We start from the raw sequence: 23261 nt of genomic DNA, 5'->3' as shown, positions 1-23261 counted from the left end.
GCCCGGCATGCAAGGCGGGCCCCGGAATTGACGCCCGGTACCCCCGGACGGGTGTCCGGGGGTACCGCGTGGGCACGTCCTACGCGTCGACGGCGCTCTGGGGGGCCGTCCCGGAGGTGGACGACTGGATCGCCTCAGCTGATTCCCCGCTGATCACCTCGATCTTGCGTGGCTTCGCACGCTCGATGACGGGGATCGTCACGCTGAGGACGCCGTTCTCGTACCGGGCGGCGATGCCCTCCGTGTCGACACCCTGGCCGAGGTTGAGCTGGCGCAGGAACGAGCCGCTCTCGCGCTCGCGGGTCAACCACTTCACGCCCTCGGCGCTGCGCAGCGTTCGTTCGGCGCGGATGGTGAGGAGCTGGCCGTCGACGTCGATGTCGACCGAGCCCGGATCGATACCGGGGAGATCCGCGGAGAGGACGTAGTGGTCCCTCTCCCGGTAGAGGTCCATCGGCATGAGGCGCAGGCCGGAGCGGCCCTCCAACAGGGCGCCGGTCACGCGGTCCAGCTCACGGAAAGGATCGAATTTCATGGCCACGGGAAACAACTCCTTCGCTGATGCCACCGGCAGGTGGTTGGTTCGTCGATAGTTGAGCGTCATCCGCTCAACTACGCAGTATGTTAGCACTCGGGCTGTGCGAGTGCTAAGGGCGCGTGTTCGCCCGGAGCGAAAGGCGGCACCACGCAAAAGGCCCGCGCCGACGTATCGGTGCGGGCCTTTCCAGGGTGCTGTTCCCAGCGGATCCTCGTGCCTGCGCGGGGCCTCGATCCCCGGGCCTTCCGCGTGTGAAGCGGATGCTCTACCAGACTGAGCTACACAGGCAACTGGTTCTCCCACAGCTTAGGCCATTCGGGCCCGGCGCCCAATTCTCCGATCCCGCGGTGGTGGGCGTGGCCCGTGGGCCGAGCCGCCGGGACGCGGGCTGGCCAGCAGGGCACTGCCTCAGTAGCCTGAAGGAAAGCCTGCTGAGCGTCTTGGGACGCTCTCTCCCGGCACCGCACCACGAAGGGACAGCACCATGGACGATCAGGACCTCCTGCAGCACATCCAGGCACTCGTCCAGGAGGAACGCGACCTCCGTGAGCAGCCCCAGGACTCCGCAGCGGAGCAACAGGATCATGCTGCCCGCCTCAAGAAGGTCGAGGGGGACCTCGACCAGTGCTGGGACCTGCTGCGCCAGCGCCGCGCGAAGGCCGACGCCGGAGAGAACCCGGCCGATGCCGACGCCCGTCCCGTCAGCCAGGTGGAGGGGTACCGCCAGTAGTGGCCCTGCCCCTCATCCTGTTCGACGTCAACGAGACCCTCTCCGATCTGGGGCAGATGCCCCAGCACTTCGAGGAAGTGGGTGCTCCTCCGCAGCAGGCCGCGCTGTGGTTCGCCTCGGTCCTCCGTGACGGGTTCGCCCTCACGGCCGGCGGGCGGAACGCCCCCTTCGGCGAGATCGCCGAGGACGCCCTGCGGACGGTCCTCGCGGGGCAGCGGCTCAACCGGGACATCGGGGACGCCGTCGACCACGTGATGACGAGCCTGAAGGAGCTGCCGGTCCACCCGGACGTCGTCGAGGGGCTCCGGGGCCTGACCGGTCGGGGGTTCGAGCTGGCGGCACTCACCAACGGGGCCGCAGGAAACGCGGAGGCCCTCCTCGAGCGGGCCGGCGTGCGCGGCGACGTCGGCCGCGTCCTGTCCGTCGAGGACGCACCGCGGTGGAAGCCGGCCCCTGAGTCCTACGCCTACGCCCTCCGGGAGCTGCGGCGGGAGGCGGGCGACGTCGTGCTCGTCGCGGTCCACCCATGGGACATCGACGGCGCCGCCCGTGCGGGTCTCCGCACCGTCTGGCTCGACCGCACAGGTGCGCCCTACCCGGCCGTCATGACACGCCCGGACCACGAAGCGTCGACCCTCGTGGAGCTGCCCGACCTCCTCGGGGGCTGACCGGGGACTGCCGCCGACCTGCCGGGGCTGCCACGGGACCAAGGCTCTCTCGCCCGGGACGCATCAAGAAAGCATAAAGAGGCCGTCCCGGCGGCTGATCGTCGGGTTGACTGGACGACTGGCGCGGACCGTCCGCGCCGGTCCGTCCCCGAAGGTCAGGCGCATCCCCATCACGTCACGTACCGCGCCGCTCCGGGAGTTCCGTACCTCGGTGGCCGCCCGCCTGCGCCGCGCGGCGCCCGCTGCCGCCCTCTGGCTGGAACGGCTCGGTCCCCGCCACCCCGCCCAGGTGATCGCGCTGGGCTTCGCCGCAGCGATCCTCGCCGGCACCGCACTCCTGATGCTCCCGAGCTCGAAGGTCGGCGACGGAGGCGCCACATTCCTCGAGGCGCTCTTCACGGCCACCTCCGCGGTCTGCGTGACCGGCCTGATCGTCGTCGACACCCCGGTCTACTGGACGGGTGCCGGCCACGTCATCATCCTGGGCCTGATCCAGGTCGGCGGATTCGGCATCATGTCCTTCGCCTCCCTCCTCGGAGTTTTCCTGGCCCGCCGGATGGGACTCCGCTCACGGATCTCGACCGCGGCGGAGACCAAGAGCGTCGGTTTCGGCGACGTCCGGCGCGTGCTCCTCGGGGTCCTGCTCATCACCCTGATCGTGGAGTCCGCGACGGCGGTGCTGCTCACCACGCGCTTCTGGCTGCACTACGGCAATGGCGTCGGCGATGCAGCGTGGCTCGGGATCTTCCACGCGGTGTCCGCCTTCAACAACGCCGGGTTCGCACTGTTCAGCGACAACCTGATCGGGTTCGTGGGAGACCCCTGGATCTGCCTGCCGATCAGCGCCGCCGTCATCATCGGCGGACTGGGCTTCCCGGTCCTCTTCGAACTGCGCCGCCACTACCGCTACCCCCGGAAATGGCACATGACCACCAAGCTGGTCCTCAGTGGCACGCTGCTGCTCCTGGTCCTCGGGACCGTCTTCATCACCCTCGTCGAATGGTCCAACCCGGCGACCCTCGGCGCCCTGAGACCCGGGGAGCGGATCCTCGCCGGTTTCTTCCAGTCGGTGATGACGCGCACCGCCGGCTTCAACAGCGTCGACTTAGCGCAGCTGGACCCGGTCACCCTCCTGGCCATGGACGTGCTGATGTTCATCGGGGGCGGTCCCGCCGGAACGGCCGGCGGCCTGAAGATCACCACGTTCGGCGTGCTGTTCTTCATCCTCTACACCGAGATCAGCGGAGGCACCGCCGTCAACGTCTTCGGGAAGCGCCTGCCCCGTTCCACGCACCGGCAGGCCATCTCGATCGTCCTGCTCGCCGTCGGCCTCGTGACCTGCGCGACGATGTTCCTCATGGTCACCACCGACTTCGGCCTCGACCGGGTCCTCTTCGAGGTCATCTCCGCCTTCGCGACGGTCGGCCTCTCCACGGGCATCACGGCCGGGATCCCGCCCGCGGGCCAGGTGGTCCTGATCCTCGTGATGTTCGCGGGACGGCTCGGCCCGGTCACCCTCGCCTCCGCGCTGGCGTTGCGCTCCAAACCCCTTTACTACGAGTACCCGAAGGAAAGGCCCCTCATTGGCTAGGCAACGCATGTTCTCCTCCAAGCCCACCGATGCCGACGCCGTCGCCGCCGCGGACTCCGTCGCCGTCATCGGCCTCGGCCGGTTCGGCGGAGCCCTCGCCCTCGAACTGGAGGAGGCCGGGACGGAGGTGCTCGGGATCGACGACGACGAGGATGTCGTCCAGTCCTACAACGGCCGGCTCACGCACGTGGTGCGGGCCGACACCACGAAGGAGGAGGCCCTGCGTCAGTTGTCGCTGCCGGACTTCGACCGCGTGGTGGTGGGGATCGGCAGCGATCTCGAGGCGAGCATCCTGACCACCTCGATCCTGCTGCGCTTCGAACGGCCGACCATCTGGGCGAAGGCCATCAGCGAGCCGCACGCGCAGATCCTCTCGCAGCTGGGGGTGGAGCGGGTGATCCGGCCCGAACACGACATGGGCAAGCGCGTGGCCCACCTGGTCCGGGGGGCGATGCTCGACTACGTGGAGTTCGAGGACAACTTCGCCATGGTCAAGACCCGTCCGCCGCGCCAGTACTGGGATCGCGATCTCGGCACGTCAGGCATCCGCGCCAGGCACGGCGTGACCGTCGTGGCCGTGAAGCGCAGGGGAGGCACTTGGGACTACACCACGGCCTCGACGACCCTCTACGACGACGACGAGATCATCGTGGCGGGACCGACGGCCAAGGCCGAGCTCTTCAGCTCCCTCGTCTGAGCGCGCAGCGCAAGGCCTGCTGCGCGGCGTCATTGTTCGCGGACCGTCCGGCCCGCACGCTACGCTGGGAGTCTTGGTGAGCCGGGAAGTCTGGTCGGCGCTCATACGAGCGAGCCCGATCCCCAGGAACCCATGACCTCCCCCTCCACTCCCTCCGGCCCGCCCGGAACACCCCACGGCGCCACGGTCTTCGGCCGCAGCAGCTACCCCGAGCACCTGCGCATCTCCGGCATCCTGCGCAAGGAGACCGTCGGCGGAGGGCTGCTCCTCCTCGCCACGGTCCTCGCGCTCGTCCTGGCCAACTCACCCGCGGCGGACACCTACTTCGCCGTCCGTGACTTCCGGTTCGGCTACGAGCCCTGGCACCTCGAGCTGAGCGTCGGGGCCTGGGCCGCGGACGGCCTCCTCGCCATCTTCTTCTTCCTCGCCGGACTCGAGCTGAAACGCGAATTCGTCGCCGGTGACCTGCGCAAGTTCGACCGCGCGATCGTGCCCGTCGCCGCAGCGATCGGCGGGGTCGTCGTGCCCGCCCTGGTGTACGTCGCGATCACGCTGAGTGCAGGACCCGAGGCCCTGCGCGGCTGGGCGATCCCCACGGCCACGGACATCGCCTTCGCCGTGGCCGTCCTCGCCGTCGTCGGCTCCTCCCTGCCGAGCTCGCTGCGCATCTTCCTGCTGACGCTCGCCGTCGTGGACGACCTCCTGGCCATCAGCATCATCGCGTTCTTCTACACCGAGGACATCTCCGTCCCGCCCCTGCTGATCGCGATCGTCCCGCTCGCGGCCTACGCCTTCCTCGCGCAGCGCTTCCCCACCTTCTTCCAGCGCCGGGCCTGGGCCCCGTGGCTGATCCTGCTCCCGCTCGGGTTCGTCGTCTGGGCCCTGGTCCACGACTCGGGGGTGCACGCCACCGTCGCGGGCGTCCTGCTCGGCTTCGCCATCCCCGTACTGCCGCGCGGCGTGACGGCGTCCGACCTCGACGATCCGGCGCAGGCCGTGGACACCGAGCCGGCGGACGGGCCGGGCAAGGCGCACGACGTGCAGCCCGACGGGCTGGCCGATACCCTCGAACACCGCATCCGCCCGCTGTCCGCGGGCTTCGCCGTCCCGGTCTTCGCCTTCTTCTCCGCAGGGGTGGCCATCGGCGGGCTCGAGGGACTCGTGAGTGCCGTCACCGATCCCATCGCCGTGGGCATCATGGTGGCACTCGTCATCGGCAAGCCCGTGGGAATCCTGCTGGCCACCCTCGCCGTCACGAAGACCACCAGGGCGAGCCTGGACCCCGATCTCGCCTGGGTGGACATCATCGGCGTCGCCCTGCTGGCGGGCGTCGGCTTCACGGTGTCGCTGCTCATCAGCGAACTCGGCTTCGGCCAGGGCACCCCCGAGGACGACCACGCGAAGGTCGCCATCCTCGCCGGCTCGATGATCGCCGCGCTGGCCGCCGCCGTGCTGCTGCGCCGCCGGAACAAGCGGTACCGCGAGATCGAGGAACAGGAGACGATCGACGCCGACAACGACGGCGTCCCCGACGTCTTCGAGCGGCGCTAGGTCAGGCGTTCGCGCGCCGCCACAGCCAGGAGAGCGTCAGGGCGCCGGCACTGCGGCGGAAGCCGCTCCGGCCGGACACGACCTCGAGTACGGCCCAGACGGCCAGGCACGCGTCGCTTGCCCGGCGCAGGCGCTGGCGGTTCTGCTCATCGAGCGCCATGAACGACGCCGCGCCGAGCGCCGCCCACCCGAGGATGGGGGCGTTCGGCTTCTGGGCGACCGTCTGGCGGCCGAGGCTGTCCGTGAAGAAACCCATCACGCACCCTTCTTCCTGGAGGAACCGGCGTCCTTCGCGGACCCGGCCTTCTTCTCGCGGTTCTTCTCGACGCTGCGCCGCAGGGCCTCCATCAGGTCCAGCACGTTGTCGCCGTCGTCGTCGCCCTTGGCGCCGCCGAACGTCTCCTCGGTGTCGAGGGTGTCCCCCTTCTCGATCTTCGCCTCGATCAGGGTGCGCAGCTGCACCTGGTACTCGTCGGTGAAGTTCTCCGGATCGAAGTCGGTGGAGAAGGAGTCGACGAGGGCGGCCGACATCTCCCGCTCCTTGGCCGAGATCCGCACCTTCTCCTCGAGGGACGGGAAGGACGGCTCCCGCACCTCGTCGTCCCACAGGAGCGTCTGCAGCATCAGGACGTCGCCCCGTACGCGCAGGGCCGCCAGGCGGCTCTTCTGGCGCAGGGAGAACTGGACGATCGCGGTGCGGTCCGTCTCCTCGAGCGTGCGCCGCAGCAGCACATAGGCCTTGGTCGAGGTGCTGTCGGGCTCCAGGAAGTATGCGCGGTCGAGCATAATCGGATCGATCTGGTCGCTCGGAACGAACTCGACCACCTCGATCTCCCGGCTCCTCTCGACCGGCAGGGCGGCGAGATCCTCGTCCGTCAGCACCACGGTGTGCTCGCCGTCGTCGAACGCCTTGTCGATGTGCTTGAAGTCCACCACCTCGCCGCACACCTCGCAGCGCCGCTGGTAGCGGATGCGGCCGCCGTCCTCGTCGTGCACCTGGTGCAAGGAGACGTCGTGATCCTCCGTGGCGCTGTAGACCTTGACCGGCACGTTCACCAGGCCGAACGCGACGGCACCCTTCCAGATGGCTCTCATGGGACCAGTGAACACCAAGCAGGCTTACCGGGCCAGAGCATGCCCCCCGTCCACCCCTAGACTTGAGGGGTGACTTCCGAGACCGTAGAGCCCATCGTCAGCAAGACCACCAGCGACGACGGCGCGACCGTGCTGCGCCTGGAGTTCCAGTTCGCGTTCCCGCCCACCGTGCTGTGGAAGCACCTCACCGAGGTGGAGAAGCTGAAGTACTGGTTCCCGTGCGAGATGGAGTTCGAGCCGCGCAAGGACGAGGAGATCCTCTTCCGCTTCGCCGACCAGAAGCCCCTGCGCGGAACGGTGCTGGAGGCCGAGCGGCCCTCGGTGCTGGCCTACACCTGGGAACGGGACGCCCTGCGCTGGGAGCTCACGCGGACGGCGGAGAACGGCACGCAGCTGGTGCTGTTCCTCACCCCGGGCAGCCCCCGCCACTCGGCCACCATGGCGGCCGGCTGGCACCTGACCATCGCCGGTCTCGACGACTTCCTCAACAAGCGCAGCCTCGGACAGGACCCGGCGGTATGGGACACCTACGTGGCCCGGTACCGCCGGCAGTTCGGGGACTGACTACCCCACGGACCCCCCGTGGGGTCCCCGGGCGCAGGGACTGGAATACGGCGCGCATCCGGTCAAGACTGTGGGAATGGCCCCTCCCCGCTCCGCAGGGCAGCAGACCGTCACCGTCGACGGTCACACGCTGCGCCTCTCCAGCCTGGACAAGGTGCTGTATCCCGCCACCGGCACCACCAAGGCCGAGGTCCTCGCCTACTACGCGGCCGTGGCACCCCACCTGATCCGCCATGCGGCCCGCCGACCGGTCACCCGCAAGCGCTGGGTGCACGGGGTCGGCACGCCCGGGCACCCGGGGGAGGTGTTCTTCCAGAAGAACATCGACGACAACGCACCGGTCTGGGTCCCACGGAACGCGATCAGGCACAAGGACCACACCAACGTCTACCCGACGGTCGACGACCTCGCCACGCTCACCTGGCTGGGGCAGATCTCCGCTCTCGAACTCCACGTCCCCCAGTGGCGCTTCGCCGCGGACGGCGCCCCCGCGAACCCCGACCGCCTCGTCCTGGACCTCGATCCCGGGAACGGCGCCGGACTGGCGGAATGCGCGGCCGTGGCCCGGCTCGCCCGGCCCATCCTCCAGGGCATGGGGCTGGAACCCTTCCCCGTCACCAGCGGATCCAAGGGCATCCATCTCTACTGCGCGCTCGACGGCCGGCAGACCTCCGAGCAGGTGTCCGCCGTCGCCCACGAACTCGCCCGCGCCCTCGAGGCCGACCACCCCGATCTGGCCGTCAGCGGTATGAGGAAGGCGCTCCGCCCCGGCAAGGTGCTCGTGGACTGGAGCCAGAACAACGCGAACAAGACGACGGTGAGCCCCTACTCGCTGCGCGGGCTCTTCGAGCCGACCGTCGCCGCGCCGCGCACCTGGGAGGAGCTCGGCTCCGAGGGTCTGCAGCACCTCGACTACCGGGACGTGCTGCAGCGGGTCGCGGACCTGGGGGACGTCCTGGCCCCGGCGACGCAGCCTCTTCCCCCGGACAGGGACGGCGGGCCTGCCGGCACGGACCGGCTCTCGACCTACCGGTCCATGCGGGACGCGTCGAAGACCCCCGAACCGGTGCCCGCGGCGGTGGGGCCGACGGGCGGCAACAGCTTCGTGATCCAGGAGCACCATGCGCGGCGGCTGCACTACGACGTCCGCCTGGAGCGCGAGGGCGTCCTCGTCTCCTGGGCCGTCCCGAAGGGCCCGCCGCTCACGCCGGACAGGAACCACCTGGCCGTGCAGACCGAGGACCATCCCCTCGACTACGCCTCCTTCGAGGGGAGTATTCCCAAGGGGGAATACGGCGCGGGTGAGATGTCCATCTGGGACGCCGGGACCTACGAGCTGGAGAAGTGGCGGGACGGCAAGGAGGTCATCTGCACGCTTCACGGGAAGCTTGACGGAGGGCTCGCCCGGGGGGGTGCCGCGACCCGCCGCTACGCGCTCATCAACACGGGTGCCGGCGCGGGCGGCAGGAGCAACTGGCTGATGCATCTGATGAAGGAGCAGCCCGTACCCCGGCAGGACGCCGGCGCGGAGGTGGGGCAGGCACCGGGCCAGGACAGTACCGAGGTACCGGAGGACCGCCCGCCGTCCGGCTCCACCCCCGATCCCGCACGCGCCGACCTGACGCCCCTGCGGCCCATGCTGGCCACCCTCGGCTCCGAGAACGCCATCCCTGATCCCGAGGACTGGGCCTACGAGATGAAGTGGGACGGCATCCGCTGCATCGCCGTCGTCCGGGACGGCACGGTCCGGCTGCTCAGCCGCAACGGCGCGGACACCACGACCACCTACCCGGAGCTCGGGGACCTCGCCGAGCACCTCAGCGCGGACAGCGCGGTGCTCGACGGCGAGATCGTCGCCCTGAACGCCAGGGGCCGCCCCGACTTCGGGCTCCTGCAGACCCGCATGAAGCTGACCGATGGCGCGGAGATCGAGGCCGCGCAGGCCACCACGCCGGTGCGCCTCATGCTGTTCGACCTGCTGGACCTCGACGGCCACGACCTCACGGGCCTCGAGTACCGGCAGCGCCGCGAACTGCTCGGGAGGGCCGTCGACGACGCCGGGGACGGGCACGTGCAGGTCCCGCCGGCGCTCGATGCCACGCTCCGGGAGGCGGTCGAGGCGAGCCGCCGGCTCGGGCTGGAAGGCATCATGGCCAAACGCCTGGCGAGCGACTACCAGCCCGGCGCGCGATCGGCGTCCTGGGTGAAGATCAAGCACCTGCGGACGCAGGAGGTCGTGGTGGTGGGCTGGCGTCCCGGCCGGGGCAGCCGGGCGGCGACGGTGGGGTCCCTGCTCGTCGCCGTACCCGACGGTGCGGACCTGCGCTACGTGGGCCGCGTGGGATCGGGGCTGACCGAACGCGACCTCGCGGAGGCGGGCACCCGCCTGAAGGACCTGGCCCGCAGGACCGCCCCTCTCGCCGACGTCCCCGACGCCGACGCCTCCGACGCCCACTGGGTCCGGCCCGCCCTCGTGGGCGAGGTCCAGTACAGCGGGCACACCGGCGCCGGCCGCCTCCGGCACGCCGTCTGGCGCGGCTGGCGCCCCGACAAGTCACCGTCCGACGTCGTCGTCGAACCCTGAACCGACCGATTCCACGCAGCACCCAAGGAGGCAGATATGAGCACTCTCGATATCCAGGGACTGGACGCCTGGTGGCGGGCAGCCAACTACATCTCGGTGGGCCAGATCTACCTGCGGGACAACGCCCTGCTGACCCGCCCGCTCGTCGGCGAGGACGTGAAGGCGCGGCTGCTCGGGCACTGGGGCACCACCCCGGGGCTCAACTTCGTCTACGCGCACCTCAACCGGGTCATCGCGGAGCGGCGGCAGGAGGTGCTCTTCGTCACGGGCCCTGGCCACGGCGGCCCCGCGAACGTGGCGAACGCCTGGCTCGAGGGGACGTACTCCGAGACGTACAGCGCGATCGGCCGGGACGGTGTGGGGCTCAACGCCCTCTTCAAGCAGTTCAGCTACCCCGGTGGCATCCCGTCCCATGCGGCACCCGAGACCCCGGGGTCCATCCACGAGGGCGGGGAGCTCGGCTACGCGCTGGCCCACGCCTACGGCGCCGTCTTCGACAACCCCGACCTCATCGCCGCGACGGTCATCGGTGACGGGGAGGCCGAGACCGGGCCGCTCGCCACGAGCTGGCATTCGTCCAGCTTCGTGGACCCGGCGGTGGACGGCGCCGTGCTGCCGATCCTGCACCTCAACGGCTACAAGATCGCGAACCCCACCGTGCTGTCCCGTATGCCCGAGGAGCAGCTGCGGCAGCTCATGTACGGCTACGGCTACGACCCGCACTTCGTCACGGTCTCCGACCCCTCGGCCACGGAGGATGCCCACCGGGACTTCGCCGCCGTCCTCGACGCGTGCATCGACGACATCCACGCTCTCCAGGAGGCGGCCCGCACCTCACCCAGGGCACCGGAGGCCCCCGCCCCGCGGTGGCCCATGATCGTACTGCGCTCGCCGAAGGGCTGGACCGGCCCGGCGGTGGTGGACGGCCTGCCCTCGGAGGGGACGTGGCGCGCCCACCAGGTGCCGCTGTCCGGGATCCACGAGAACGAGGAGCACCTGCGCCAGCTCGAGGAGTGGATGCGGTCCTACGATCCGGTGTCGCTCTTCACCGACAGCGGGGAGCTGCGGCCGGAGATCGCCGCACTCGCCCCGGACGGGCCGCTGCGCATGAGCGCGACGCCGTACGCCAACGGCGGGTGGCTCCTCCGCGACCTCGTGCTGCCCTCCTACGCCGAGCACGCCGTCGAGGTCTCCCGGCCGGGTACCGGCAAGGCGAGCCCGATGATGACCGTCGGCGGCTACCTCCGGGACGTCATCCGGGAGAACCCCCACAACTTCCGGCTGTTCGGCCCGGACGAGACGGCGTCGAACCGGCTGTCCGCCGTGTACGAGGTGACGGACAAGGCCTGGCAGCCGCGCATCGAGGACGTCGACGAGCACCTCGCCCGTTCGGGCCGCGTGATGGAGGTCCTCAGTGAACACCTGTGCCAGGGCTGGCTCGAGGGGTACCTCCTCACCGGACGGCACGGCGTGTTCAACTGCTACGAGGCGTTCGTGCACATCGTCGACTCGATGTTCAACCAGTTCGCGAAATGGCTCAAGGTGCACCGCGCGCTGTCCTGGCGCCAGCCGATCGCGTCCTTCAACTACATGCTCTCCAGCCATGTGTGGCAGCAGGACCACAACGGGTTCTCCCACCAGGACCCCGGCTTCATCGACCACGTGGTGAACAAGAAGGCGGACATCATCCGGGTGTACCTGCCGCCGGACGCCAACACGATGCTCGCGGTCACCGAGCACTGCCTGCAGACCCGCGACACCATCAATGTGATCGTCACCGGCAAGCAGCCGGCGCCCACCTGGCTCGGGCCCGAGGACGCACGCCTGCACGTGACGCGGGGCATCGGAATCCTCGAATTCGCCGGGTCCGAGGAGCCGGGCGTCGAGCCCGACGTCGTCCTCGGCTGCGCCGGCGACGTGCCGACGCTCGAGGCCGTGGCCGCGGCCGGGCTGCTCAAGGCGGCCGTCCCCGGGCTGCGGATCCGCGTGGTCAACGTCGTGGACCTCATGCGCCTGCAGGACAGCACCGAGCACCCCCACGGACTGTCGGCCCGCGACTTCGACACCCTGTTCACGACGTCGAAGCCCGTGGTCTTCGCCTACCACGGCTACCCCTGGCTGATCCACCGCCTCACCTACCGGCGCACCAATCATGCGAATCTCCACGTCCGCGGGTACAAAGAGGAGGGGACCACCACGACGCCGTTCGACATGGCGATGCTGAACCAGATCGACCGGTTCCAGCTGGCGATGGACTTGATCGACCGCGTCCCGACCCTCGGGGCCACCCAGGCCCGCCTGCGGCAGGACCTCCAGGACCAGCGGCAGCGGGCCTGGCAGTACACGCGCGACGCCGGGAAGGACCTCGAGTCCATCACCGGCTGGACGCTCGACGAATCTTCGCCGGACGACGCGAAGTAAAACCCGTCGTCCACGACCAGAAGGAGAACGCCGCATGACAGAGACCCGTATTTCCGCGACCCGCACCATCGACGCACCCGCCGGTGCGATCTTCGACCTCCTCTCCAACCCCGCCCACCACGCCGCACTGGACGGCTCCGGCATGGTGCAGTCGGACAGCAAGTCGGACCGCATCACCGGCGTCGGCCAGACGTTCACCATGAACCAGAAGTGGGACAAGATGGGCGGCGACTACCAGACGGACAACCACGTGGTGGGCTACGACCCGAACAAGCTGCTCGCCTGGAAGACGGCTCCCGCCGGGGAAGTTCCTCCGGGCTGGGAGTGGGTGTGGGAACTGCAGCCTGCGGGCCCGGACGCCACCGAGGTCTCCGTGACCTACGACTGGTCCGCCGTGACGGACAAGGCGATCCTCAAGCAGCTGAGCTTCCCGGAGGTCTCGCAGGATGCCCTGGACTCGACGCTGGCGAACCTCGCGGCGCAGGTGTCCGAGGCCTGATCCCCGGGTTGCCCGACTGAACGCACGGCGGCGGCCGGTCCCGAGGGGCCGACCGCCGCCTCGCGTTCCGGCCCGGACGGTCAGTCCAGGAGGGCGACGTCCGAGACCAGTTCGATGTGGCGCTGCATGGCCGCAGCCGCAGCAGCGGGATCCTGGGCCCGGACGGCCTCGGCGATGCTCCGGTGCGAGGCGAGGGACTGCTCCGGCCGGCCGGGTTGGGCCAGGGACTCCAGGCGGGTCTCGAGCACCATCTCGCCGATGAAGGCCATGAGCTGAGCCAGCACGGGGGAGTGGGCCGCAGCCGTGACCGCCTGGTGGAAGAGCTCGTCACCGTGGGCGCCGCGACCGCCGTCGTCGATCTCCGTCCGCATCTCGTCGAGGGCCCTGTCGATCGCGGCGAGGTCCTCGTCCGTGCGGCGCTCGGCCGCGAGGGCGGCGAGCCTGACCTCGAGGGTGCTGCGGGCCTCGACGATGTCGGGGAGCCGGCTCCTGTGCTCGCGCAGCCCCCTGATGACCGTGGCCACACTGGGACGATGCCGCAGGACCGCCCCGGTGCCGTGCTGCACGTCGATGACGCCGAGGACCTCGAGTGCCACGAGTGCCTGGGCGAGCGTGGCCCGCGAGACGCCGAGCCGTTCGGCGAGATCCCGCTCCGCGGGGAGGAGATCGCCGGGGCGCAGCCTCGCCGATTCGATGTAGCCGAGGAGCTGCTCCACGAGCTGTTCGTACAGGCGCGGACGCGCGAGGCGTCCGAGCGGCGGTGGACTGGCGTTCTCGGTCATTCTGGCTTCCCCCGTGTTGTGATGACGTCATGGTATCGCTCATCAATTGACAGGGACACCCACTCTCCTACAGGCTAGGCCAGTGGTTTTGTAATCCAGGTCACAGCTCAGCCCCCTGTCCATCGCCCGCTGGAGGATAACGATGTCCGCTCCGCTCCTATCGATCATCATCCTCGCGGCGATGTTCCTGATAGCCACCCTGCTGCCCATCAACATGGGGGCGCTGGCCTTCGTCGGTGCCTTCCTCCTCGGGGCGGTCGTCCTCGGCATGGAGACCGACGACATCATCGCCGAGTTCCCCGGCGGGCTGTTCCTCACCCTGGTCGGGGTGACCTATCTCTTCGCCATCGCCCAGAACAACGGGACGATCGACCTCCTCGTGCAGGGCGCGGTGAAGCTCGTGCGCAACCGGGTGGCGCTGATCCCCTGGGTGATGTTCCTCATCACCGCGGTCATCACCGCGGTCGGCGCGCTCGGCCCCGCCGCCGTCGCCATCATGGCCCCCGTGGCCCTCGGCTTCGCGGCCCGCCACAAGATCTCCCCGCTGCTCATGGGCATGATGGTGGTCCACGGCGCGCAGGCCGGCGGTTTCTCGCCCATCGCCGTGTACGGCGTGATCGTCAACGACATCGTGGGACAGTCCGGGTTCGAGTACAGCCCCCTCGCCGTGTTCCTGGCGAGCTTCATCTTCAACCTGCTCATCGCCCTCGCGCTGTTCGTGGTCCTGGGCGGCCGCGGTCTGATGTCCTCGCGCGTCACCGAGTTCGTGGAGGAGGCCGCCGAGGCCCGCCTGAGCGTGAGCCCCGGGGCCCGCCGGGCCGACGTCGCCTACAAGGGGACAGGCAGCGGCACCTACGGTCCACGCGACCCGGCCGGCGACGGCGTCGTCGCCACCAGGACCCGCGAGGACCGCGTCTCCCAGGGCGCCACCATCCTCGGCCTCATCGCCCTCGCGGTCGTGGCCCTCGGGTTCAGCGTCGACGTCGGCTTCGTCGCCATCACGGTGGCCGTCGTCCTCGCCCTGATCTCCCCGAAGGCGCAGAGCGGGGCCGTCAACAAGATCGCCTGGTCCACCGTGCTGCTGATCTGCGGCATGCTCACCTTCGTGGGCGTCCTCGAGGCCGCCGGCACCATCGAGTACGTGTCCGACGGCGTTGCCAGGCTCGGCATGCCGCTCCTCGCAGCGCTGCTGATCTGCTACATCGGCGCCGTGGTGTCCGCGTTCGCGTCCTCGACGGCCATCCTCGCGGCACTGATCCCCCTGGCCATCCCGTTCCTCGAGACCGGGGCCGTGGGCGCCGTCGGCGTCGTCTGCGCGCTCGCCGTGTCCTCCACGATCGTGGACGTCTCGCCGTTCTCCACCAACGGTGCCCTCGTCCTGGCGAACGCCCCGGAGGGCACGGACAAGGACCGCTTCTACAGGCAGATCCTCGGCTACGGGGCGATCGTCGTCGTCGCCGGCCCGATCATCGCCTGGCTCGTTCTCGTGGTCCCCGGCTGGCTCTGAGCCGGCCCCACCGACACGTTGCCCCCATCGCTCTACAGGACCCGACCCCGGAGGAACCATGACCGCCGAGACCACCGCACCGCAACCGACCGCGGGGGACCGCGGGGGACCGCTCGCCGGGCGCCTCGTCGTCGACCTCAGCAGGGCCCTCGCCGGGCCCCACGCCGGGATGATGCTGGGCGACCTCGGAGCCCGTGTCATCAAGGTGGAGACGCCCGGTACCGGTGACGACACCCGCGGCTGGGGACCGCCCTTCGTCGGACCGGAGGACGACCGCCAGTCCACCTACTTCCTGTCCTGCAACAGGAACAAGGAGTCGATCGCCCTCGATCTCAAGAGCGACGACGGGCGGGCGGTCCTCACCGATCTGCTGCGCCGCGCGGACGTCGTCGTCGAGAACTTCAGGCCGGGGGTCCTGGACCGGCTCGGCTTCTCCACGGACGCGATGCTGGAGCTCAACCCCGGCCTGGTCATCCTCTCCATCACCGGGTTCGGGCACGACGGCCCCGAGGCGAAGCGCAGCGGGTACGACCAGATCGTCCAGGGGGAGGCGGGCCTGATGTCCGTCACCGGCCCGGATGCGGACAGCCCGCAGCGCGTCGGCGTGCCCATCGCCGACCTCCTGTCCGGGATGTACGGCGCGTACGGGGCGGTCGCCGCCCTGCTGGAGCGTGAGCGGACGGGCCGCGGCCAGGTGGTCCGTACGTCGCTGCTCGCCGCGATCATCGGCGTCCACGCCTTCCAGGGCACCCGGACCACCGTGGCCGGCGAGGTGCCACAGGCGCAGGGGAACCACCACCCCTCGATCGCCCCCTACGGACTGTTCAACTGCCGGGGAGGCAAGGTGCAGATCAGTGTGGGCAGCGAGAAGCTGTGGGCCGCCTTCACCACGGCGTTCGGACTCGAGGCCGGCAGGCCCGAGTTCGCCACGAACGCGGACCGGGTGCGGAACCGGGACCTGCTGATCCGGGTGGTCGAGGATGCGTTCTCCGCCCATGAGCCGGCACCCCTCCTCGCGAAGCTCAACGAGGCAGGGATCCCCGCCGGCAAGGTCCGAACCCTCGACGAGGTGTACGCGTGGGACCAGGTCCACTCCCAGGGCCTGCTCCTGGACGTCGACCACCCCGTGCTCGGCAGCATCGCGCTGCCCGGCCCGCCCCTGCGCTTCTTCGACGGCGCGTCGGAGACCACCCCCCGCAGCCACGGCGCGCCGCCGCTGCTCGACGGCGACGGAGAGGCGATTCGTGCGTGGCTCGCCTCGTCGGGCAGCGATACGTGAGCACTGACCCCGTTGCCCGTCACCTGACCGCGCGTGAACTCATCGACGCCGTCCTCGACGCCGGGTCCTTCGCCTCGTGGGACAGCCCCGTCGCATCGCCCTACCCCGGTGCCGGCGCTGCGTACGAGGACGAACTGCGGCGGGCCCGGGAGAAGAGCGGCGCGGACGAGTCCGTCCTGACCGGCGAGGGGCTCATCCGGGGCAGGCGGGTCGCCGTCATCGTCTCCGAGTTCTCGTTCCTCGCCGGGTCGATCGGCAGCGCCGCCGCCCAGCGCATCACCGCCGCCGTCACCCGGGCCACGGGCGAGCGGCTCCCCCTGCTCGCCGGCCCGGCGTCCGGGGGTACCCGGATGCAGGAGGGCACACCCGCGTTCCTGTCCATGGTGGACATCACGGGTGCCGTGCGGGCCCATCGGCAGGCGGGCCTGCCCTACCTCGTCTACCTCCGGCACCCGACCACCGGCGGCGTCATGGCATCGTGGGGGTCCCTCGGCCATGTCACGGTCGCGGAACCCGGCGCACTGCTCGGCTTCCTGGGGCCGCGCGTCTACGAGGCGCTCTACGGGGAAGCGTTCCCGACAGGCGTGCAGACCGCCGAGAACCTGTTCGACAAGGGACTCATCGACGCCGTCGTCCCGCCCGGGCAGCTCGCGGCGGTCGTGGACGCGGCGCTCTCCGTCCTGCTCGCGGAACCGGCGCCCCCACCCCCGCCACCTGCGACCACCGCGCTCACCCCGGGCGACGGCGACGCCTGGACGTCCATCCTCATCTCACGCAACCGCCGGCGCCCCGATCTCCGGCGGCTGCTGGCCGCCGGGGCCCGTGACGTCCTGCCGCTCAACGGGACCGGGCAGGGCGAGAAGGACCCGGGCCTGCTGCTCGCCCTCGCCCGATTCGGGGAGCAACCGTGCGTCGTGCTCGGCCACCAGCGGCCGCGGCGCCCCGAGGATTCGGTGATGGGGCCGGCGTCGCTCCGGGAGGCGCGACGCGGCATGAAGCTCGCCGAGGAGCTCGGTCTCCCGCTGCTGACCGTCATCGACACCGCCGGCGCCGACCTGTCCAGGGAGGCCGAGGAGGGCGGGCTCGCCGGGGAGATCGCCCGGTCCCTGCACGACCTCATCGGGCTCGCCTCGCCGTCCGTCTCGGTGCTGCTGGGCCAGGGGGCGGGAGGCGGCGCTCTCGCCCTGCTGCCCGCGGACAGCACCATCGCCGCCGAGCACGCCTGGCTCTCGCCGCTCCCGCCCGAGGGCGCCAGTGCGATCGTCCACCGCACCGTGGACCGGGCGCCCGAGATGGCGGAGGCGCAGGGCGTGAAGGTCGCCGTGCTGGTGGCGCGGGGCGTCGTCGACCATGTGGTGGATGAACGGCCCGACGCCGCCGAGGAGGTGCGTGCGTTCTGCGAGCGGATGGCCTCGGCCATCGAGTACGAGCTGGCGCGGGTCAAGGGCCTGCCGGCCGGGGATCGGCTGGAGCGCCGGGCCGGGAAGTACCGGGCCGGCACACCCTGACGGCGGCCGTGGATCCGACCGCGCAGCGGGTCTGCGCCGGCCGATCAGGTGCCCGGGTGCTGCGCCCGGTAGATCTGCATCTGGCGGTGCCGGCGCTGCAGGCTGTCCCGGCGCGGCGTGTTCTCGGCGTCCGGCGCCTCGGCCGTGAGGTCGATGTGGCGCTCGCCGTAGTGCCACAGCAGCATGTCGTCGAGGAGCCGGTCCGGGCCGGGGGAGTACCGGTGGTCGAGCGCCTTGCGGACCGTGGTGATGGTGTCCGCCTGCAGCAGGTCCACGAGCTGGAGGGTCGTCTTCCGCCCGTGTGCGGCGAGGAGTTCGGCGGCCCACCCCCAGTTGTCATCGGCTTTCCGGTCAACGTGCGGCAGCAGGGTCTGCCAGACGTCCCGGATGCGGTTCGGGGTGAGCGGCGCGCTGCCCTCGCCGTCCTCGTCCCAGAAGCCCGTGACGGTCTCGTACCGTTCGTGCAGTTCCGCGAACGCTGATTCCACGGTCTCCAGCATGGCCGCCGTCCCGGTGAACTGGCGGTCGAAGTAGGGGCTCCAGGCCTTCGGGTTGGACGCCTTGAACCGGATGTCGTGCTCGATCTCCGACCACGCGTGCGCCAGCACGGTGCGCACCTGCACCTCGAAGAGATAACTCCCGGCGGCCTTCGTCTCCGGGTCCACGGCCTGCTGGAAGCTGCGCACCACGTCGTTGTGGATGGTCCGCATGATGAGGTGCCGGCTGGAGTAGCCGTACGTCCCGGACTCGATGGACCCGATGTCCTTCTCCCGGTCCCCCCGGCAGTCGAACTCGGAGCGCTGCCGCTTGAGGAGGTTCGCCGCGAGATCCACCTCGTGGGGCAGCGTGGTGATGATGCGGACCCCCACGAGGTCCGTGAGGTTCCGCATCGGGTCCGGGAAGACGAGGGAGGGCGGGTCCGCGGGGTCCACGGCCGGCAGTGTGCGGGACGCCTTGTCGCGGAAGGACTCGACGGTCTTGGTGCGCGCCGTGACGAACAGGGGCCTCAGGCCGGAGCCCTCGAAGATCGCCGCGATGCTGGACCGCATGGCCTCGGTGACGCGGTCCAGGGCGGGCCGGACCCGCGCGTACTCCCGCGTATGCGCCTCGACGGCAGGGCGCAGCCGCTCGTCGAGATCGTCCCACGCGCCCATGCAGCCAGCCTTTCCGAGGAGAGTCTTCATCGTAGCCAACCCCGGTGACCGTTACGCTTCCCCTGTGCACCGCGAGAACACCGCCCGCCCGCCGGCCCGCCGCTCCGTCCTGGCCCTGGTGGCCGCGGCGGGGGCTGCCGTCCTCGCGGCCTGCGGTGTCCGCCGGGAGCCCGGGGCCGCCGCCGCACCGCCCCGGCGCTACCGGTACGGGGACGATCCCAGCCAGTTCACGGACCTCTACCTGCCCCCTGGGGGGACGGCGGTGCGCGGCGTCGTCGTGATCATCCACGGCGGCTACTGGCGGTCCACCTACGGTGCGGAACTGGGCGTTCCCCTCGCACGGGACCTCGCCCCGCGCGGCTACGCGTGCTGGAACCTCGAGTACCGGCGCGCAGGGAACGGCGGGGGCTGGCCCGAAACCTTCGACGACGTCGCCGCGGGCATCGACCACCTGGCCGTCGCGGCTGCCGAGCACGGCCTGGACCTGGGTGCGACGACGGCGCTCGGCCATTCCGCGGGCGGCCACCTCGCCGTGTGGGCGGCGGGGCGGCCGACGCTGCCGCCGGGAGCCCCGGGCGCCGGCGCCCCGGTGGTGCCGTTCGCCGCCGTCGTCAGCCAGGCCGGGGTGCTGGACCTCGCGCAGGCCCGGGCGCTCGGCCTGAGCGATGACGCCGTCGAGAACCTGCTGGGCGCACCCGGGGACCCCGACCGCTACGCGCTCGCGGACCCGATGACCGCGATCCCCCTCGCCGTGCCCGTGTACGCGGTGCACGGCACGGAGGACACCACGGTGCCGCCGGCCCAGTCGGAGGCGTACGTGGCCGCGGCGTCGGCGGCGGGTGCGACGGCGGAACTCGTGTGCGTCCCGGGCGACCACTTCGCGGTGATCACCCCGGGGTCCGAGGCCTGGGCCGCCGTTCTCGCCCGCCTCGAGCAGGCGAGTGACCCCGGCCCGCCCGGCCAGGGCTGACCGGGGTCGGGCTCCCCGACCGGGGAGCGCCTAGTTCAGCGGAAGGGTCCCCTCGGGCAGGGCGCCACCGGCGAGCAGCTCCCGTGCGGAGTCCGCCAGGGCCGTCAGGGCGACGCGCTGCGTCCACGGGCCGTAGGAGATCCGGGCGACACCGAGTTCCTGCAGGCGTGCGGGCGCCAGGCTGCCGGGCACGTTGATCACGCTGAGCCGCTGCGGACCGAAGGCCTCCACGAGGGTCGTCACGGAGTGCTCGTCGAGCAGTCCGGGCACGAACACGTTCGTCGCACCGACGGCGAGGTACGCCGTGCCACGCTCGACGGCGTCGGCCAGGACGTCCGCCGGGTCGCGGTCGCCCGCCTTCAGGAGAGCGTCCGTGCGCGCGTTCAGGACGAAGTCGACGCCCTCGGCCCGGCCGGCCTCCACGACCGCCTCCATCTGCGCCACGGCGTCGGCCAGCGGGCGCATCTGGTCCTCGATGTTCGCACCCACGATGCCGACGCCGATCGCCCGGCGGACGGCCTCTCCGGGGTCGCCGTAGCCGGCCTCGAGGTCGGCGGACACGGGGAGCGGGGTGGCCGCTGCGATCCGACCGACGGCTGCGATCATCTCCTCGAGGGGGATGTTCTCGCCGTCCTCGTAGCCGAGCGACGCCGCGATCGAGTGGCTCGCCGTGGCCAGCGCCGTGGTGCCGGGGAGGTCGGCGATGGTCCTCGCGCTGATGACGTCCCACACGTTGACGACCTGCAGGATCTCGGGGGCGGCGTGCAGCCGGGCGAGTGTCGCGGCCTTCGCGGCGAGATCGGCGTGGCCTGTGTGCGTCTCAGTCATGGGAAACCTTTCGGGTGTGCGAGGCGATCCAGGCGGCGGCGCCGTCCACCTCGGTGGGGTGGATCCCGTGACCGCCCTCGCGGACGTTCCGGTCTACTTCGGAGCCGCGGCTCTCGAGGATCGACCCGAGGCGGGTCACGCTGTCGATCGGGGCCATGGCGTCGGAGGACCCGTTGAACAGGGCGACGGACGTCCCGGACAGGTCGGCGCCGACGGTGCGCCCCTCGAGCGGGTACATCCCCGAGAACGCGACGACGCGGGAGACGGCGTCCGGGTGGAGCAGTGCGGCGGCGAGGGCGATGTTCGCCCCGTTCGAGAATCCGACGGCGACGAGCGGGCGGTCGGCGATGCCGTAGTGCTCCCGCGCCCAGCCGAGGAACGCGGCGAGCTCGTCCGCGCGGCGGACGACGTCGTCGACGTCGAACACGCCCTCCCCGAACCGGCGGAACCAGCGGTTCAGGCCGTGCTCCTGCACCGGGCCCCGCGGCGCGAGGTAGCCGGCCCCGGGCGCCAGGCGGGCGGCGAGCGGGAGGAGGTCCTCCTCCGTGCCGCCCGTCCCGTGGAGGAGCAGCAGCACCGGGGTGCCCGCGCCTCCCGCCTCGAAGACGTGCGGCCACGTCTGCGGGCTGGTCATGCCCCCGCCTTCCTGGCGGACGCCTGGACGGCGGGATTGTTCTCCTCCGGCACGTCGATCGTCGCGACCGCGTGGGAGATGGCCTCGCGGTTCGGCTCGAGCCACGGCGGCAGCTTGAGCGAGCGGCCGAGTTCCAGCAGGGGCTCGTCGATGTCGAAGCCCGGGGTGTCCGTGGCGATCTCCAAAAGCGTCCCGCCGGGTTCGCGGAAGTAGATCGAGGTGAAGTACTGGCGATCGAGGATGGCCGTGACCGCGTACCCGCGGTCGGCGAGTTCCTGGCGCCACACCTCCTGGGTCTGCTCATCCGGCACGCGGAAGGCGATGTGGTGCACCGTCCCGCCGGCCACGAGACCGCGCTCGCCGCGGGGGTCGGCGACGACGTCCACCACGGTGCCGGGCTCCCCGGCATGCGTGCTGAGGCGGTACCGGCCGTCCTTCTCGGTGAGGACCGTCATGCCGAGGTCCCGTGTGAGGGTCTCGAGCGTGCGGGTGGGGTCCTGGACCGTGAGGACCGAGGAGTGCTGGCCCCGCACGGCGTACTCGGCCGGGACGGAGGCGGAGTCCCACGGGTCGCGGGGGTCGGAGACGGACGAGGCCACCAGGTCGATCTGCAGTCCGTCGGGGTCGCGGAGGGAGAGGCGCTCCTCCTCGGACGAGGCGCGCACGATGTCCGAGGCGACGCCGATCGCCTTGAAGTGCTCCTGCCACCAGCCGAGGGTGCCCTGCGGCACCGAGAACGCGGTGGTGGTCGACTGTCCGCTGCCCACGCGGCCGCTGCGGATGCCCTGCCAGGGGAAGAACGTCAGCAGGGACCCAGGGCGGCCGGCCTCGTCGCCGTAGTAGAGGTGGTACGTCCCGGGATCGTCGAAGTTGACCGTCTTCTTGACCAGGCGTAGCCCGAGGCCCCTGATGTAGAAGTCGATGTTCCGCTGCGGGTCACCCGCGATCGCGGTGACGTGGTGGAGACCTTCGGTTTGTACGCTCACGCTGTCCTCCTGGGTTCGGACCGGCCTTCCGGGCACCGGCATGTCCATGCAAACACATGTACCCGGGTATTTGTTCCGATGCCCGGAGTTCACCTCCCGGGCATCGTGGGCACTCAGGAGCCTGTGGCATCCTGTGATCATGGCAGCGAAAGGGCGCATCCCGGGCTGGGTCCATCGGACCGGCGCCGAGGTGATCGGGTGGAGCCTCGTGGTGCTCGGGCTCGCCGCTCTCGTGCTGCCCGGCCCGGGGCTGCTGATGGTGGCCGGGGGACTCGCGGTCCTGTCGCGGCACTACCACTGGGCGCGGCGCTACCTGACCCCGCTCAAGGAGAACGCCTTCCACGCCGCAGCCCTCGGGGTGAAGACGATCCCGCGGATCACGGCGAGCTGCATGAGCTCGTTCGTGATCATGGCCCTCGGCGTGGTCTGGATCATGGAGCCCGCAACGCCCGCCTGGTGGTTCTTCGCCGACAAGTGGTGGCTCTTCGGCGGCACGGGCACGGGTGTCAGCCTGCTCCTGTCGTCGATGATCGCGCTCACCCTGATCGTCTACAGCGTGCGGCGCTTCCGGGGCAGGCCCATCCCGCCGCGGCCCTCGATCATTCCCCGGCGCCCGCGCTAGGACGACGCCGGGGACGACGGAAGGCTTCCTGGCACCCGCCGCGACAACGGCTG

General features: G+C 70.9%; 22 protein-coding genes and 1 tRNA gene. 14 read left to right on the top strand and 9 right to left on the bottom strand.

Annotated features, from left to right (window positions below):
* Positions 1-79: 79 nt before the first annotated feature.
* Positions 80-535 carry an Hsp20/alpha crystallin family protein gene (locus C4K88_RS12305; protein ID WP_104122230.1) on the bottom strand — a complete coding sequence of 152 codons (456 nt, stop codon included), beginning with the start codon at positions 533-535 and terminating at the stop codon, positions 80-82.
* Positions 536-752: 217 nt separating this feature from the next.
* Positions 753-826: transfer RNA gene (locus tag C4K88_RS12300), tRNA-Val, on the bottom strand.
* A 196-nt stretch (positions 827-1022) separates the two neighbouring features.
* Here C4K88_RS12300 and C4K88_RS12295 point away from each other — a divergent pair.
* From C4K88_RS12295 to nhaA, 5 genes are all read left to right on the top strand, one after another.
* Entirely contained in the window at positions 1023-1268 is a 246-nt protein-coding gene (locus tag C4K88_RS12295; protein WP_104121926.1) for a DUF2630 family protein, read from the top strand.
* Positions 1268-1936, top strand: a complete 669-nt coding sequence (locus tag C4K88_RS12290; RefSeq protein ID WP_241521898.1) for a haloacid dehalogenase type II — start codon at positions 1268-1270, stop codon at positions 1934-1936. Before C4K88_RS12295 ends, C4K88_RS12290 begins: the two co-directional genes overlap by 1 nt.
* Positions 1937-2159: 223 nt before the next feature.
* Positions 2160-3527: a TrkH family potassium uptake protein gene (locus C4K88_RS12285; RefSeq protein ID WP_438502352.1), complete on the top strand. Its 1368-nt coding sequence runs from the start codon at positions 2160-2162 to the stop codon at positions 3525-3527.
* A gap of 7 nt (positions 3528-3534) precedes the next feature.
* Complete coding sequence (locus tag C4K88_RS12280) at positions 3535-4224, top strand: potassium channel family protein (RefSeq protein ID WP_104121925.1); 690 nt, start codon at positions 3535-3537, stop codon at positions 4222-4224.
* A 132-nt stretch (positions 4225-4356) separates the two neighbouring features.
* Positions 4357-5775 (top strand): Na+/H+ antiporter NhaA, encoded by a 1419-nt coding sequence (gene nhaA, locus C4K88_RS12275; RefSeq protein WP_104121924.1) that lies wholly within the window; start codon positions 4357-4359, stop codon positions 5773-5775.
* A 1-nt stretch (position 5776) separates the two neighbouring features.
* On the opposite strand, the gene C4K88_RS12270 is transcribed toward nhaA, so the two are convergent.
* Together C4K88_RS12270 and ku are read right to left on the bottom strand one after the other, a co-directional pair.
* Positions 5777-6031, bottom strand: coding sequence for a hypothetical protein (locus C4K88_RS12270; RefSeq protein WP_104121923.1), 255 nt, complete (start codon positions 6029-6031; stop codon positions 5777-5779).
* A complete protein-coding gene (gene ku / locus C4K88_RS12265) occupies positions 6031-6870 on the bottom strand; it encodes a non-homologous end joining protein Ku (protein WP_104121922.1) in 840 nt (279 codons plus the stop codon). The genes C4K88_RS12270 and ku overlap by 1 nt, the downstream gene beginning before the upstream one ends.
* A 69-nt stretch (positions 6871-6939) precedes the next feature.
* On the opposite strand from ku, the gene C4K88_RS12260 reads away from it, so the two are divergent.
* From C4K88_RS12260 to C4K88_RS12245, 4 genes are all read left to right on the top strand, one after another.
* On the top strand, positions 6940-7434 hold the full coding sequence (locus C4K88_RS12260; protein WP_104121921.1) for an SRPBCC domain-containing protein: 495 nt from the start codon (positions 6940-6942) through the stop codon (positions 7432-7434).
* 76 nt (positions 7435-7510) lie between these two features.
* Complete coding sequence (locus C4K88_RS12255; protein WP_104121920.1) at positions 7511-10018, top strand: ATP-dependent DNA ligase; 2508 nt, start codon at positions 7511-7513, stop codon at positions 10016-10018.
* Between the two features lie 36 nt (positions 10019-10054).
* The gene (locus C4K88_RS12250; RefSeq protein WP_104121919.1) at positions 10055-12439 is read left to right on the top strand and encodes a phosphoketolase family protein; all 2385 of its coding nucleotides are present in this window, start codon (positions 10055-10057) and stop codon (positions 12437-12439) included.
* Positions 12440-12473: 34 nt separating this feature from the next.
* On the top strand, positions 12474-12938 hold the full coding sequence (locus C4K88_RS12245) for an SRPBCC family protein (RefSeq protein WP_104121918.1): 465 nt from the start codon (positions 12474-12476) through the stop codon (positions 12936-12938).
* A gap of 80 nt (positions 12939-13018) precedes the next feature.
* Here the strand turns inward: C4K88_RS12245 and C4K88_RS12240 are convergent, their stop codons facing one another.
* On the bottom strand, positions 13019-13720 hold the full coding sequence (locus C4K88_RS12240) for a FadR/GntR family transcriptional regulator (RefSeq protein WP_104121917.1): 702 nt from the start codon (positions 13718-13720) through the stop codon (positions 13019-13021).
* 142 nt (positions 13721-13862) lie between these two features.
* Between C4K88_RS12240 and C4K88_RS12235 the strand changes: the two genes are divergently transcribed.
* The 3 genes from C4K88_RS12235 to C4K88_RS12225 are packed head-to-tail and all read left to right on the top strand — an operon-like array spanning position 13863 to position 18014.
* Positions 13863-15227 carry an SLC13 family permease gene (locus C4K88_RS12235; protein ID WP_104121916.1) on the top strand — a complete coding sequence of 455 codons (1365 nt, stop codon included), beginning with the start codon at positions 13863-13865 and terminating at the stop codon, positions 15225-15227.
* Positions 15228-15285: 58 nt separating this feature from the next.
* Positions 15286-16506, top strand: a complete 1221-nt coding sequence (locus C4K88_RS12230) for a CaiB/BaiF CoA transferase family protein (protein WP_104121915.1) — start codon at positions 15286-15288, stop codon at positions 16504-16506.
* On the top strand, positions 16503-18014 hold the full coding sequence (locus C4K88_RS12225) for a carboxyl transferase domain-containing protein (protein ID WP_104122227.1): 1512 nt from the start codon (positions 16503-16505) through the stop codon (positions 18012-18014). Before C4K88_RS12230 ends, C4K88_RS12225 begins: the two co-directional genes overlap by 4 nt.
* A gap of 44 nt (positions 18015-18058) precedes the next feature.
* Here the strand turns inward: C4K88_RS12225 and C4K88_RS12220 are convergent, their stop codons facing one another.
* Positions 18059-19168 carry a GTP pyrophosphokinase gene (locus C4K88_RS12220; protein ID WP_104121914.1) on the bottom strand — a complete coding sequence of 370 codons (1110 nt, stop codon included), beginning with the start codon at positions 19166-19168 and terminating at the stop codon, positions 18059-18061.
* Between the two features lie 64 nt (positions 19169-19232).
* On the opposite strand from C4K88_RS12220, the gene C4K88_RS12215 reads away from it, so the two are divergent.
* On the top strand, positions 19233-20138 hold the full coding sequence (locus C4K88_RS12215) for a prolyl oligopeptidase family serine peptidase (protein WP_438502351.1): 906 nt from the start codon (positions 19233-19235) through the stop codon (positions 20136-20138).
* A gap of 30 nt (positions 20139-20168) precedes the next feature.
* On the opposite strand, the gene C4K88_RS12210 is transcribed toward C4K88_RS12215, so the two are convergent.
* The 3 genes from C4K88_RS12210 to C4K88_RS12200 are packed head-to-tail and all read right to left on the bottom strand — an operon-like array spanning position 20169 to position 22586.
* Positions 20169-20966: an isocitrate lyase/PEP mutase family protein gene (locus C4K88_RS12210; protein WP_104121912.1), complete on the bottom strand. Its 798-nt coding sequence runs from the start codon at positions 20964-20966 to the stop codon at positions 20169-20171.
* Positions 20959-21600, bottom strand: coding sequence for an alpha/beta hydrolase (locus C4K88_RS12205; RefSeq protein ID WP_104121911.1), 642 nt, complete (start codon positions 21598-21600; stop codon positions 20959-20961). Before C4K88_RS12205 ends, C4K88_RS12210 begins: the two co-directional genes overlap by 8 nt.
* A complete protein-coding gene (locus tag C4K88_RS12200; protein ID WP_104121910.1) occupies positions 21597-22586 on the bottom strand; it encodes a ring-cleaving dioxygenase in 990 nt (329 codons plus the stop codon). The genes C4K88_RS12205 and C4K88_RS12200 overlap by 4 nt, the downstream gene beginning before the upstream one ends.
* A gap of 139 nt (positions 22587-22725) precedes the next feature.
* On the opposite strand from C4K88_RS12200, the gene C4K88_RS12195 reads away from it, so the two are divergent.
* Complete coding sequence (locus C4K88_RS12195) at positions 22726-23208, top strand: PGPGW domain-containing protein (protein ID WP_104122226.1); 483 nt, start codon at positions 22726-22728, stop codon at positions 23206-23208.
* The last annotated feature ends 53 nt before the right edge of the window (positions 23209-23261 follow it).

The sequence above is a fragment of the Arthrobacter pityocampae genome (assembly GCF_002927275.1).
Classification (GTDB): domain Bacteria; phylum Actinomycetota; class Actinomycetes; order Actinomycetales; family Micrococcaceae; genus Arthrobacter_D; species Arthrobacter_D pityocampae.
This window is presented reverse-complemented; position numbering and strand designations above follow the sequence as displayed.